This is a genomic window from Kribbella sp. CA-247076 (genome assembly GCF_050942445.1).
GTDB lineage: Bacteria > Actinomycetota > Actinomycetes > Propionibacteriales > Kribbellaceae > Kribbella.
In genome coordinates this window covers 7,372,698-7,385,244 of the sequence record NZ_CP192051.1, presented here as the reverse complement: position 1 = coordinate 7,385,244, position 12,547 = coordinate 7,372,698, and the positions used below count along the sequence as shown (strand labels likewise).

The following is a 12,547-nucleotide window of genomic DNA, read 5'->3' as shown; positions in this document are numbered from 1 at the left end:
GCAAGCATGAAGAAGGAGGCAGTGCTGGCGGCTGGTGCCGCGGCGGTGACGGTGGTGCTGTGGGCGTCGGCTTTCGTGGCCATCCGTCACGTCGGGCACGAGTTCTCGGCCGGTGCGCTGTCGTTGGGCCGGTTGCTGGTGGGCAGCGTGCTGCTGGGCGTGTTCGCGTTCACCCGCCCACGCCGCTGGCCGGCCCGAGGTGACTGGAAGTTCCTGCTCGTCTGCGGCCTGCTGTGGTTCGGCGTTTACAACCTGGCTCTGAACGAGGCGGAGCAACGCCTCGACGCCGGCACGACCGCGATGCTGGTGAACATCGGCCCGCTGCTGATCGCCTTGCTGGCCGGCGTGCTCCTGCACGAGGGATTTCCGCGCCAACTGGTGCTCGGAAGCATCGCCGCGTTCGGCGGGGTCGTCCTGATCGGGTTGTCCTCGTCGGAAGGCCGGGCCGAGACCTGGGGTGTGGTGCTCTGCCTCGTCGCGGCGGCGGCGTACGCGATCGGGGTCGTCTCGCAGAAACCGTTGCTGGCCAGACTGCCGGCACTCGAGGTCACCTGGCTGGCGTGCGTGATCGGTACGGTGAGTTGCCTGCCCTTCACGCCCGCGCTGGTCCGGGAGACGGCTGACGCACGACCGTCGACCATCTGGTGGGTCGTGTTCCTCGGTGCGTTCCCGACTGCGATCGCCTTCACGACCTGGGCGTACGCGCTGGCCCGGACGACGGCGGGGCGGATGGGCGCGACGACGTACCTGGTCCCGCCGTTGACGATCCTCCTCGGCTGGCTGCTGCTCGACGAGAGCCCGGCACCGCTGGCCTACCTCGGCGGCGCGCTCTGCCTGATCGGCGTCGCGGTCTCGCGTTACCGGGCGCGGCGGGGGACGGCGGCGAAGCCGGTGGTGAGGACGGTCAGGCCGGACTCGAAGCCGCTGTCGAAGTCGTAGGCGAGACCCTCCGGGCCGAGCTCGCCGACGATCCGCGCGAGCGTCGGCGCCTTGCCCGCGGGCAGGCTCCGCACCCGGGTGAGCAGGTCCGGCGCCAGCTCGAAGGTCTCGGCGCGCACCGCGGCCTCGCCGAGGGTGAAGCCGTGGATGAAGTCGACGAGCGTGTTCACCGACTCGAAGATCTGGCGCGGTGACAAGCCGGCGCGGTCGAGCGCGCGGTAGAACGGCTCGACGGTCACGACGACCACGTCCGACACCGCGGCCGGGTCGGACAGCACCTGCAGGGCGAGGTTCGGATGCGCCTGGAGCGCGCTCCGGTAGGTCCGGGCCGCGTCCTTCAGTTGGTCCTGCCACGGCACCGCGTCGCCCGGATCGGGCTGCTCCAGGTCGGCGAACACCAGCTCCGCCAGGCCGGCCAGGACGGCGGCCTTGTTCGGCAGGTGGTGGTAGAGCGACATCGGGTTGACCCCGAGGGTCGCGGCGAGCCGGCGCATGGTGAGCGCCTCGATGCCCTCGTCGTCGACGAGCCGTAGCGCCGCCGCCAGGATCGCCTCCCGGCTCAGCCGCTCCTCGCCGGCCCGGGGCCGTCCAGACCGCTTGCCAGCATTAACCATACGCCGTATGGTACATAACCATACAACGTATGGAAAAGGAGTGGGCGATGAAGCCGTTGGCGGGGAAGGTGGCGTTGGTGACCGGGGCGACCCGGGCGGCCGGGCGCGGGATCGCGGTCCAGCTCGGGGCCGCCGGCGCGACCGTCTACGTGACCGGGCGCAGTACGCAGGGGAGGCGGTCGGAGATGAACCGGCCGGAGACGATCGAGGAGACCGCCGAGCTGGTCGACCGGGCCGGCGGCCACGGCATCGCCGTACCGACCGACCATCTGGACCCGGAGCAGGTCCGCGCACTGGTCGACCGGATCGAGCGCGAGCAGGGCGCGCTGCACCTGTTGGTGAACGACATCTGGGGTCAGTTCGGTGAGCCCGAGTGGGACAAGACCGTCTGGGAGAGCGACCTCGACGCCGGTCTCCGGCTGCTCCGGCTCGGTGTCGACACGCACGTGATCACCAGCCACTTCGCGTTGCCGTTGCTGATCAAGTCACCGGGCGGCCTGGTCGTCGAGATGACCGACGGGACCAACGAGTACAACGCGGACAACTACCGGGTCTCGTTCTTCTACGACGTCGCCAAGGGCGCGGTCAGCCGGATCGCGTTCGCCCTCGCGCACGAGCTCGACAAGTACGACGCCACCGCCGTCCTGCTGACCCCGGGCTGGCTGCGGTCCGAGGCGATGCTCGAGGGCTTCGGCGTGACCGAGGACACCTGGCGGGACGCGACCGAGCGGATCCCGCACTTCGCCATCTCCGAGAGCCCGTCGTACGTCGGCCGCGCGGTGGCCGCCCTGGCCGCGGATCCCGACGTACGCCGCTGGAACGGCAAGTCCACGTCGAGCGGCGAGCTCGCCCGGCTGTACGGCTTCACCGATCTCGACGGCAGCTGCCCGGACGCCTGGCGCTACATGGTCGAGGTCCAGGGCCCGGGCAAGCCGGCCGACACCACCGGCTACCGCTAAAGCCTGTACGGCGGGCACACCTCGACGCCGGCCGTCGGTGTCGACAGTGGACGGACGTCACCGGACAGGGCCGCATGCGGATGCGCGGCCGCGATCGGGATCCCCGATGCGGCCGCCACCGCGAGCACCTCTCGCCGCGAGGTGATCGCCCTGGCGGGATCACGCTCGTACACGTAGGTGAGCTCGGGCCACCGGGCCTGCGCCGGGTGCACCCACACGTCACCGCCGAGCACTGCCCGTTCAGTCACGACCGACTGGTGCCCGGGTGTGTGCCCCGGCGTCGGCAGCAGCCGCATCCCGGGCAACGCGGTCTCGCCGTCCACAACCCGCAGTTGACCGGCTTCGACGATCGGCCGGATCATCCGCTCGTACGTCGTCCCGCCGCGCACGTGCTCGATCTCGTCGCGCTGGACGACGTACTCCGCGTTGGTGAACCGTGGACGCTCACCTTCGGCACTCCACCCCACGTGATCCAGATGGACATGCGTCAGCACGACGGTGTCGATGTCGGACTCCTGGACGCCCACCTTCGCGAGCAGCGCCGGCAACCGGCCGCTCACCCCGAGCCACGTCGCCGCCTCGCCACCCGCGGGCCCGATGCCCGCGTCGACCAGGACGACGCCGGCCTCGCCGGTCAGCAGGTAGCTGTGGAAGTGCAGCCACCACCCGCTGCCCTGGACGTTGCCCGGCATCACCTCGGCCGTCCACTCCGCGTGCGTCGGCGTCCAGCCGGGTAACGCCTCGTCGATCGGCTCCGGGAACACCGCCACCGCGTCACACAACACTGTCACGTCCACGGAGTCAGTGTGGGTCAGGGAAGGAGCATCCACGTGGCCAGACCGGCCATCACCACCCCGATCCCCGAGTCGAGGATCTGCCAGGCGCGCGGCCGGGCGAACAGCGGCGTCAGCCTGCGCGCGAAGAAGCCGAGCGCGAAGAACCAACTGAACGACGCGGTCACCGCGCCCAGGCCGTAGATCCACCGTCCGTCCGCGCCGCGCTGGTTGGCGAGCGAGCCGAGCAGGACGACGGTGTCGAGATAGACGTGTGGGTTGAGGTAGGTGAACCCGAGACAGGTGAGCAGGACGCTACGCAACGCGGCGGGCGCGTGGTCGGCCGGGCTGATCGCGCCCGGCTTCAGTGCACGTTTGAAGGCGAAGGCGGCGTACGCGTAGAGGAAGGCGGCGCCGCCGTACTTCGCGATGCCGAGAGCGACCTCGCTGCGGGTCAACAGAGCGCCGAGACCGGCGATGCCGCTGGAGATCAGCAGCGCGTCGGACAGCGAGCAGACCAGCACGACCGGCAGGACGTGCTCGCGGCGCAGGCCCTGCCGCAGAACGAACGCGTTCTGCGCTCCGATCGCGACGATTAGGGACAACGTCGTGGCAAAGCCGGCGAGGAGGGGCATGTCGTCGACGTTAGGCATCCGACGCTCGGTCACACCAGCTAAAGATTCTGCAGCGGCATTAGCATGGCTTCATCATGCAGATCGACTCAGCACAGCTCGACACGTTCGCGGCCGTGGTCGACGAAGGCAGCTTCGACGCGGCGGCTCGGCGCTTGAGCATCACGCCCTCGGCCGTGAGCCAGCGCATCAAAGCGCTGGAGGGCAGGCTCGGCCAGGTGGTGGTGATGCGTGGCAAGCCGGCGCGACCGACCGAGGCGGGAGAGGCGCTGCTGCGGCTCGCCCGGCAGGTCTCGCTGCTGGAGCTCGAGGCGATCGCCGCCGTCCGCGGCCGGGCCGACACGCTCCGGCTGCCGATCGCGGTGAACGCGGACTCGCTCAACAACTGGTTCCTGCCCGCCATGCTCGACCTGTCCGAGCAGCACGCGGCCCGGTTCGTGGTGCACCAGGAGGACGAGGAGCACTCCGCCGAGTTCCTGCGCAACGGCACGGTGCTCGCCGCGGTCACCGCCGATCCACGGCCGGTCCAGGGCTGTCGCGTCGTACCGCTGGGGAAGATGCGCTACCTCGCGGTCGCGACGCCGGAGTACGCCGACCGGTGGCTGGCCGGGAAGCCGTTGGCCGACGCGCTCGCCGAGGCACCGATGATGGTCTTCAACACCAAGGACCTGCTGCAGCACCGGCTGCTCCGCAAGGTCACCCGCCGCAAGCTCGATCCCCCGACGCACGCGGTGCCCGCGCCTGGTGCCTTCCACCAGGCGGTCCGGATCGGTCTCGGCTGGGGCATGATCGAGGACGAGGTCGCCCAGCCGGAGCTGGCGGCCGGCCGATTGGTGAATGTTGCTCCTGGCAAGTACATCGAGGTCCCGCTCTACTGGCAGCACTGGAAACTCCAGTCCGGGCTCCTGGACGCCTTGACCGCTGCCGTACTGCGGGCGGCGTCGGCGGGACTGCGCTGATCAGAGCGAGCGGTGCATGACGTGCAGGCCGACGTACCCGTGCTTGGGGTGGTCGAAGGCCTCCGGGACCGTGCCGATGACGGCGAAGCCGAGCTCCTGCCAGAGGTGGACGGCCGGCTCGTTCGTCTCGACCACCGCGTTGAACTGGATCGCCCGGAAGCCTTCGCGGCCCGCCCAGGCGATCATGTCCTCGCACAGCAGTCGCCCGACACCCTTCCCGCGCGCCGCCGCGTCGACCATGAAGCTGGCGCTGGCGACGTGCGACCCGGGCCCCGGCCGGTTCGGGTACATGTTCGCGCTGCCCAGGACGGTGCCGTCGGCATCGACCGCCACCGTGGTCCGGCTGAGCGGATCCGCCGAGGGCGACATCCACAGCGCCCGCCCCTGCTCCTCGGTCAGGTCCGGGTCATACGCGTAGGTCTCACGCGCGGTGACGATGTCGCGGAAGAACGGCCAGATCGCCGGCCAGTCGTTGTCGACCGCATCTCTGATTCGTACTGACATGATGCGAGAAGCATCACCTGCCAGGCGGAGGTTGCCAAGCGGTTATCGCGCGAGCGCATAGGATTGCTGAGGATGACAAACACGGTGGTCCATGGGTTGCCGCGCTGGAGTCTGGCCGTGCCCCCGCTCGCATTCGTCGTCCTGCTGCTGTCCTGGGGCCGCGACCTGGGCGCGATCCTGCTGATCCTGGTCTGCGCGGGTCTCGGGACCGCGGTGATCGCCGCCGTCCACCACGCCGAAGTGGTCGCCCACCGAGTCGGCGAACCGTTCGGCACGCTGATCCTGGCCCTCGCGGTGACGGTGATCGAGGTCGCGCTGATCGTCACGCTGATGGCGTCTGGCGGCGACAAGGCGGCGTCACTGGCCCGGGACACCGTGTTCGCCGCGGTGATGATCACCTGCAACGGCATCCTCGGTCTGTCACTGGTCGTCGGCTCGCTGCGCCACCACGTGCAGGAGTTCCGCGTGCGCGCGTCCAACAGCGCGTTGGCCGTCATGACCGCTCTGGTCACGCTCAGCCTCGTGCTGCCGACGTTCACCACCAGCGCGCCGGGGCCGCAGTTCAGCGCCGCGCAGCTCGCGTTCGCCGGGGTCGTCTCACTGGTGATGTACGGCGTCTTCGTCTTCGTGCAGACCGTCCGCCACCGCGACTACTTCCTCCCCGTCTCGTCCGGTACGCCGGACGTCCAGCGGCACCGCGACGTCGAAGAGCTGGCCGTCGCCGTCGACGAGGACAACGACGAGCACGCCGTCGCGCCGAGCGGCAAGATCGCGCTGATCAGCCTGGGACTGCTGTTCGTCTGCCTGGTCTCGGTCGTCGGACTGGCCAAGACGGTGTCGCCGAAGCTGGAGGCCGCGGTGGAGTCGGCCGGCGCGCCGCTGGCCGTGGTCGGCGTTCTCATCGCCTTGCTGGTGCTGCTGCCGGAGACGGTTGCGGCAGTCCGCGCCGCCCTGCGCAACCGCCTCCAGACCAGCGTCAACCTCGCCCTCGGCTCGGCGCTGGCCAGCATCGGCCTGACCATCCCGGCCATCGCGATCGCGTCCATCTGGCTCAGCGGACCGCTCGTGCTCGGCCTGGGTGGCAAGGAGATGGTGCTGTTCGCGCTGACCGTGGTGACCAGCATGCTGACGCTGGCCACCGGTCGGGCGACGTTGCTGCAAGGCGCCGTACACCTGATGGTGTTCAGCGCGTTCCTGTTCCTCGCGGTAAGCCCCTGAGGTAGTCGGCCACCTCCTGCTGGTGGTTGTGCTCGGCCCAGCTCAGCGCGTCCCCGCCGTACATCGTGTCCCGAACGGTCGGGTCCGCGCCCAGCTCGATCAGCTTCTTGACGGTGTCGAGGTGCCCGTTGAGCGCGGGCCGGTGGATGGGCGTGGTGCCCCGGTTGACGTTGAGGTCGAACCCCAGATCCTGCAGCGGTTGCAGGGCTTCGGTCCGGCCGATCTCGGCCGCCCGGATCGGCAGATACGGGTTGCGAGCGATGGCCCGGGCGGCGAGCTCGGGGCTGATGTCCGGGGTCTCACCACGCATGATCGCGGCGTACACCTCGTGGACGTCGTCCAGCGGCGCGGCGCCGTGTGCGCGGAGCAATGCGGCGACCTCGGTGTGGCCCTGGATCGCGGCCAGTTCGTAGGGACGGTGTCCGTGGTAGGCCGGGTGTTCGGTGCCCTTGCCTTCGGGATCGGTGCCCTGCGCAAGAACCAGCTCGGCGCGGCGGAGCTGTCCTTGGTAGGCCGCGAAGACGAGCTCGTCCTCGAGCAGTTGCTGTGGCGTCGGGTGCGCCGCGGTCAGCCGCTTGTGCCACGGGCCGCCGTCGCCGCGTCCGAGGCCGTACTCGAGCAGGAGCTCCAGGTGGACCTCGTCGTACGGCGGGGGAGACCCCGGGCCGCAGTTGTACATGGTCTGGCTGTCGTTCGGGTCGGCGCCGGCGTCGAGGAGCAGGCGGGCCAGCTCGAGCCGGTCGCGATGCGGTGGCTGATCACCTTCCCCGCGGCCGAAGACGCCGGTCAGCGCGGTGAACGGTGACGGCAGCCCCTGCCACAGGTAGCCGGCGTTCGGATCCGCGCCGTGCTCGAGCAGCAGGCGGGCGATTTCCACCTGATGGGGTGCATCGAGGCGGCTGTAGGTCAGGTAGAGCAGCGGCTCCCAGCGGTACGGCCCGCCTTCCTCCCGGGCCCACTGGGGCAGCTCGTCCCGGACGGCGTCCAGCTCACCGGCCACCACCTTCGTGTAGATGTTGCTGAAGGCAATCTCCGGGTAGCGGTCGAGCAGCTGCCGCGCGGACCGTTGCCGGGCGGGATCGTCCTCGCCGTAGTGCAAGGTCGCGAGCCGGAGGAACTCGTCGGCGCGCTGCTCGGGCGTGTCGAGCGGACCGCCGACCTGCTGGCGGTGTGGCGCCCGGCTGTACCGGTCGACCAACTCGAGATGCCGCACGATCCGCGGCCAGCTGGGAAATCCGTAGCTCCGCGCGATCACCAGTTGTGCGTCGGCCAGCGTCCGCACGGGATGGAACTCGTCCGCCAGCGCACGGGCCGCGGGATCGTCGGCGCGGACCTGCTTGAGCAAGGCCTTGGCCTGCTTGCGCAGATGGTCCAGGTGCGGGTCGTTCGGGAGATTCCGGGTCGGCATACCGACCTCCTCTCTACGAGCCTGCTGTCCGCGTCGTCAGGCGAGAAAGGAGGTGAACACGTGCCGCACAGCTGCGTGATCCAGGTGGGCTGAGCCCTTCCCGCGGACCGGTGGCACCCTGAGCGCCTACCCGGAAGGCTAGCTCACGCGGGCTTCTCCATCCACCACTCGACGAACTCGTACGCGCGGTCCTTGTCCAGCCGGATCACCCACAGGTTGCTGAACTCGGCCGGCGGCTGGGTCCGGTACGTCGTCCACCCGCGGACGAACCCGACGCCGTCACCGAACCCGAGCACCTCGTACTCGAAGGTCGTCTCGCCCGGCGCGTCCGCGACCTCCAGCCAGGCGGACACGATCGCGTCCCGGCCGAGCACCGGCTCCTCGTCGGGCCGCCGGTACCAGGCCGCGTCCTCGGTCCACAGCGCCGCGACGTCGGCCGGGTCGTTGGTCTCCCACGCCTTCCGGTACTTCGCCACCCACCGGTCGAGCTGCTTCTCCCGCACGAGCCACATCCTGCCCGACGAGGAGACCCAGCTCACGTCACGACGTACTTGAACATGTTCAAAAACTCGGCCTAGAGTCGGGCTCAACAGGTTTTGAACGTGTTCAAATAGTGAGGACGTGGTGAGCATGACCGTGGTGACCTACCTGCTGTACCTGGCGATCGCGGTGCCGCTGACGATCTGGGTGGCGCGGACCCTGAGCCACAACGGCCGGATCTTCCTGGTCGACGTGTTCCACGGGAACGAGGACTTCGCCGACGCGGTGAACCGGCTGCTGGTGGTCGGGTTCTACCTGGTGAACCTCGGGTTCGTGACGCTCTTCCTGCGCGCCGACAAGGTGGTCGTCGACGCCCGGGGTGTGTTCGAGCAGCTCAGCGTCAAGCTCGGGATCGTGATGCTGGTGCTCGGCGGCCTGCACCTGACGAACGTCTGGGTCTTCAACAAGATCCGCAACCGCAGCCAATTGCGGGAGATGACGAGCCCGCCCGTCCCGCCGAACGAAGTTCTCCCGGCGGGCTACTGACCATGCGGGAGCTGACCGTCCTGTACGACGCGGAGTGCGGACTGTGCCGCCGGTTCAGGTCCTGGCTGGCGGCGCAGCGGCCGGCGCCGGACGGGCAGGGCGGGGTCCTGCGCCTGAGGTTCGTCGCGGCGGGGTCGGCGGACGCCAGGGCGCTCTTGCCCGGTCTGGACCACGCGGCGACGCTGCGCGAGGTGACGGTGGTCGCCGACGACGGGTCCGTGTACGTCGGCGACCGGGCGTGGATCGTGTGCCTGTGGACCACGTGGGAGCACCGGCACACGGCCGTACGGCTGTCGGGTCCGGCGATGCGGCCGGTGGCGCGGGCGATGGTTCAGGCCGCCGCCGGTCTGCGTAGCCTGACCAAGGGTGGTGACTACGCTGACGGATGTGACGGAAAGTGCGACGTCCAAGGGTGAGCAGACCCGGGAGCTGATCCTGTCGACCGCGCTGCGGCTGTTCCGCGAGCAGGGGTACGGCAAGACCACGATGCGCGCGATCGCCACCGAGGCCGGTGTCTCGGTGGGCAACGCGTACTACTACTACAGCTCCAAAGAGCACCTGATGCAGGCGTACTACGACCACCTGCTGGAGCAGCACCGGGACGCGGTGGAGTCGGTTCTCACCACCGAGAAGGCGTTCGTTCCGCGGCTGGCCGGCGTACTGCGGGCGTGGCTCGACGTCTCGGCGCCGTACCACGAGTTCGCCGGGACGTTCTTCAAGACGGCAGCCGAGCCGACCAGCCCGTTGTCGCCGTTCAGCGACGAGTCGCGGCCGGCCCGGGAGGCCAGCGTGGAGATCTTCCGCCGGGTCGTCGATGGCTCCGACCTCAAGCTGCCGGCCGACCTCAAGGCGGAGTTGCCCGAGCTGCTGTGGCTGATGCAGATGGGGATCGTGCTGTTCTGGGTGCATGACAAGAGCGCGGACGTACGCCGCACCAGGGCGCTGGTCGACCGGTCGGTGCCGCTGGTCGACCGCCTGCTGCGGCTGACCCGCATCCCGGGTGTGCGCGGGGTGACGAACGACATCGTCGGCCTCATCCGCTCGATCAAGCCGTAGCTACTCGCCGGTGAGGCCGTCGATCCGCTCGCGAAGGAAGTCGGCGTGGCCGTTGTGCCGGGCGTACTCCTCGATCAGGTGCAGGTAGAGGTAGCGCAGCGAGTAGTCGCCCGGGTGGCCCGGCCGGGCGAACGTGTCGTCGAGCTGGAACCGGGCGGCGAGCTCGTCGGAGGTCCTGACGATCTCCCGGAAGTCTTGGAGATCCTGCTCGGCCCGCGCCGGGTCGGCGAGATCGAAATCGCCGTCGGGGTGTTCGTCGGTCCAGAACTTCGGCTCCGACGGCGCCTGCGCGAGCGCGCGGTGGAACCAGTACTTCTCGACTTCGGACAGGTGCCGGACCAGGCCGATCAGCGACATGCTGGACGGCTCGACGCTGCGCTGAACGAGCTGCTCTCCGGTGAGTCCGGAGACCTTCCACAGCAACGTGCTGCGATGGAAGTCGAGGAAGCCCTGCAGGAGCTCGCGTTCACCGGCGGCGGTGGGCGGATCCACCCGGAACTCAGTCGTCACAGGGCATGAACCTAGCCGGTGTGACGTGGCTCCGGTGAACAACCCGCTGGTTCGTGGCCCTCGGTGCCGTAGACTGTCGGGGACGGCCCGCCCAGTTCTGCCTCGGGCCGGTGAGCGCAAACACACTGCGCCAGCAGTCGACTACCACGCGCCGCGGCCGGAGCCGCGCCGGGCAGGACGACCCCCCGACAGCTTTGGAGTACCACATGGCGGCCCGCCGCCCCACGTCCACATCCCCCCAGAACCGATCCACCAACCCCTCGCAGGACTCCGCCGGTGCGCGGCGTCCGCGCCGACGCCGCCGGTCCGGTGCCGCACGCAACAATTCGGTTGCTCAGAGCAACGAGATGGTCGCGGCGTACGACGAGGTCGCGCCGATGGTCGTTCCGGACGACCTCACGTTCGCCGATCTCGGCGTACCCGCTCCGCTGGTGACCGCGCTGTCTGCGACCGGCGTGTCCAGGCCGTTCCCGATCCAGGCGGCGACGCTGCCGGACTCGCTGGCCGGCAAGGACGTCCTCGGCCGTGGCCGGACCGGCTCCGGCAAGACGTACGCGTTCGTGCTGCCGGTGCTCGCCCGCCTGGCCGCGAGCCGGGCGAAGAGCCGGCCCAACCATCCGCGCGCGCTGATCCTCGCGCCGACCCGCGAGCTCGCGACCCAGATCCAGGCCTCGATCACCCCGCTGGCCGACGCGCTCGGCCTGCGCACGATGACGATCTTCGGCGGCGTCGGCCACGGTCCGCAGATCACCGGTCTGCGCAAGGGCGCCGACATCGTGGTGGCCTGCCCGGGCCGGCTCGAGGACCACCTCCAGGCCGGGCACGCGAAACTCGACGCGGTCGAGATCACCGTGCTCGACGAGGCCGACCACATGGCCGACCTCGGCTTCCTCCCCGCCGTACGCCGGATCCTCGAGGCGACCCCGGCCGGCGCGCAGCGGCTGCTGTTCTCGGCCACGCTGGACGCCGGCGTCGACGTACTCGTGCAGCGCTTCATGACCGACCCGGTCACCCACAGCGTGGACTCGGCGCAGTCACCGGTCGCGAAGATGACCCATCACGTGCTGCACGTCCAGGCCGACACCCGCCTGCCGGTGCTGGTCGACCTGACCGCGGCGCCCGGCCGGTCGCTCGTCTTCACGCGGACGAAGTACGGCGCGAAGGCGCTGACGAAGAAGCTGATCGCCCAGGGCGTCCCGGCCGTCGAGCTGCACGGCAACCTCTCCCAGGGCGCCCGCACGCGGAACCTGGAGGCGTTCGGCAACGGTATGGCGAAGACGTTGGTAGCCACCGACATCGCGGCCCGCGGGATCCACGTCGACGACGTCGCGCTGGTGATCCACGCGGACCCGCCGATCGAGCACAAGGCGTACCTGCACCGCAGCGGCCGCACCGCCCGGGCCGGCGCCGAGGGCACGGTCGTCACGTTGATGACCGACGACCAGGTCCGCGACGTCCGTGATCTCACCCGGAAGGCGGGGATCGCGCCGACGGTCACCAAGCTGTCCACCGGCGATCCACTGCTGTCCGAGCTGGCTCCGGGCGAACGCACCTTCGTCGAGCCGCCCGCCAGGACGGAGTCCGCCCCGACGCCACGCGGCACGGGCCGGGGAACCGGCCGGAGCAACCGCCGGCGCCGCGGCGCCCAGCCGTCGGCCGAGCAGCGGCCGGGGGACCAGCTGCCGACCGGTCAGGGCCCGGGCAACCGACGGTCCGGTGGCCGCGGCCGCGGACGTGCCAAGGCCGCGAGCACGCCGAAGACCTACAGCACCAGCACGCCAGGAGCCAGCACCCGCACGGCGGGCGCCGCAGCCTTCTCCGCCGGCACCCGAGCAGGCAGCACCCGCCGCGGCCGCTGACCGACTGTCGGCGTTCGCCGCGGTCGCTGACCGACTGTCGGCGTTCGCCGCGGTCGCTGACACCGCCGGCGTTCGCCGCGGTCGTGGAGT

General features: G+C 70.1%; 15 protein-coding genes. 8 read left to right on the top strand and 7 right to left on the bottom strand.

Annotated elements, in window-relative coordinates:
• Positions 1 to 6: 6 nt before the first annotated feature.
• A complete protein-coding gene (locus tag ACQPYZ_RS35295; RefSeq protein WP_433163676.1) occupies positions 7 to 939 on the top strand; it encodes a DMT family transporter in 933 nt (310 codons plus the stop codon).
• Here the strand turns inward: ACQPYZ_RS35295 and ACQPYZ_RS35290 are convergent.
• Positions 858 to 1,553 carry a TetR/AcrR family transcriptional regulator C-terminal domain-containing protein gene (locus ACQPYZ_RS35290; RefSeq protein ID WP_433163674.1) on the bottom strand — a complete coding sequence of 232 codons (696 nt, stop codon included), beginning with the start codon at positions 1,551 to 1,553 and terminating at the stop codon, positions 858 to 860. The genes ACQPYZ_RS35295 and ACQPYZ_RS35290 overlap by 82 nt on opposite strands.
• A gap of 47 nt (positions 1,554 to 1,600) precedes the next feature.
• Here ACQPYZ_RS35290 and ACQPYZ_RS35285 point away from each other — a divergent pair, with 47 nt between their 5' ends.
• Positions 1,601 to 2,512 (top strand): SDR family oxidoreductase, encoded by a 912-nt coding sequence (locus tag ACQPYZ_RS35285; RefSeq protein WP_433163673.1) that lies wholly within the window; start codon positions 1,601 to 1,603, stop codon positions 2,510 to 2,512.
• Here ACQPYZ_RS35285 and ACQPYZ_RS35280 read toward each other — a convergent pair.
• Complete coding sequence (locus ACQPYZ_RS35280) at positions 2,509 to 3,309, bottom strand: MBL fold metallo-hydrolase (protein ID WP_433163671.1); 801 nt, start codon at positions 3,307 to 3,309, stop codon at positions 2,509 to 2,511. The genes ACQPYZ_RS35285 and ACQPYZ_RS35280 overlap by 4 nt on opposite strands.
• Before the next feature lie 14 nt (positions 3,310 to 3,323).
• Positions 3,324 to 3,920, bottom strand: coding sequence for a LysE/ArgO family amino acid transporter (locus ACQPYZ_RS35275; RefSeq protein WP_433163669.1), 597 nt, complete (start codon positions 3,918 to 3,920; stop codon positions 3,324 to 3,326).
• A gap of 74 nt (positions 3,921 to 3,994) precedes the next feature.
• Between ACQPYZ_RS35275 and ACQPYZ_RS35270 the strand changes: the two genes are divergently transcribed.
• On the top strand, positions 3,995 to 4,876 hold the full coding sequence (locus ACQPYZ_RS35270) for a LysR family transcriptional regulator ArgP (RefSeq protein WP_433163667.1): 882 nt from the start codon (positions 3,995 to 3,997) through the stop codon (positions 4,874 to 4,876).
• Here ACQPYZ_RS35270 and ACQPYZ_RS35265 read toward each other — a convergent pair whose 3' ends face one another.
• Complete coding sequence (locus ACQPYZ_RS35265) at positions 4,877 to 5,380, bottom strand: N-acetyltransferase family protein (protein ID WP_433163665.1); 504 nt, start codon at positions 5,378 to 5,380, stop codon at positions 4,877 to 4,879.
• Between the two features lie 72 nt (positions 5,381 to 5,452).
• Here ACQPYZ_RS35265 and ACQPYZ_RS35260 point away from each other — a divergent pair, with 72 nt between their 5' ends.
• Positions 5,453 to 6,598, top strand: coding sequence for a calcium:proton antiporter (locus tag ACQPYZ_RS35260; protein WP_433163663.1), 1,146 nt, complete (start codon positions 5,453 to 5,455; stop codon positions 6,596 to 6,598).
• Here the strand turns inward: ACQPYZ_RS35260 and ACQPYZ_RS35255 are convergent.
• Both ACQPYZ_RS35255 and ACQPYZ_RS35250 read right to left on the bottom strand, forming a co-directional pair.
• Positions 6,564 to 8,006 carry an ankyrin repeat domain-containing protein gene (locus tag ACQPYZ_RS35255; RefSeq protein WP_433163661.1) on the bottom strand — a complete coding sequence of 481 codons (1,443 nt, stop codon included), beginning with the start codon at positions 8,004 to 8,006 and terminating at the stop codon, positions 6,564 to 6,566. The genes ACQPYZ_RS35260 and ACQPYZ_RS35255 overlap by 35 nt on opposite strands.
• Before the next feature lie 143 nt (positions 8,007 to 8,149).
• Complete coding sequence (locus tag ACQPYZ_RS35250; RefSeq protein ID WP_433163660.1) at positions 8,150 to 8,509, bottom strand: YybH family protein; 360 nt, start codon at positions 8,507 to 8,509, stop codon at positions 8,150 to 8,152.
• 127 nt (positions 8,510 to 8,636) lie between these two features.
• Here ACQPYZ_RS35250 and ACQPYZ_RS35245 point away from each other — a divergent pair, with 127 nt between their 5' ends.
• The 3 genes from ACQPYZ_RS35245 to ACQPYZ_RS35235 are packed head-to-tail and all read left to right on the top strand — an operon-like array spanning position 8,637 to position 10,088.
• Complete coding sequence (locus tag ACQPYZ_RS35245; RefSeq protein ID WP_433163658.1) at positions 8,637 to 9,032, top strand: hypothetical protein; 396 nt, start codon at positions 8,637 to 8,639, stop codon at positions 9,030 to 9,032.
• A gap of 2 nt (positions 9,033 to 9,034) precedes the next feature.
• Positions 9,035 to 9,448: a thiol-disulfide oxidoreductase DCC family protein gene (locus ACQPYZ_RS35240; protein WP_433163657.1), complete on the top strand. Its 414-nt coding sequence runs from the start codon at positions 9,035 to 9,037 to the stop codon at positions 9,446 to 9,448.
• Positions 9,420 to 10,088, top strand: coding sequence for a TetR family transcriptional regulator (locus ACQPYZ_RS35235; RefSeq protein ID WP_433163656.1), 669 nt, complete (start codon positions 9,420 to 9,422; stop codon positions 10,086 to 10,088). Before ACQPYZ_RS35240 ends, ACQPYZ_RS35235 begins: the two co-directional genes overlap by 29 nt.
• On the opposite strand, the gene ACQPYZ_RS35230 is transcribed toward ACQPYZ_RS35235, so the two are convergent.
• Entirely contained in the window at positions 10,089 to 10,598 is a 510-nt protein-coding gene (locus ACQPYZ_RS35230; RefSeq protein WP_433163654.1) for a DinB family protein, read from the bottom strand.
• A gap of 347 nt (positions 10,599 to 10,945) precedes the next feature.
• On the opposite strand from ACQPYZ_RS35230, the gene ACQPYZ_RS35225 reads away from it, so the two are divergent.
• Positions 10,946 to 12,457: a DEAD/DEAH box helicase gene (locus tag ACQPYZ_RS35225; protein WP_433163653.1), complete on the top strand. Its 1,512-nt coding sequence runs from the start codon at positions 10,946 to 10,948 to the stop codon at positions 12,455 to 12,457.
• Positions 12,458 to 12,547 lie beyond the last annotated feature (90 nt).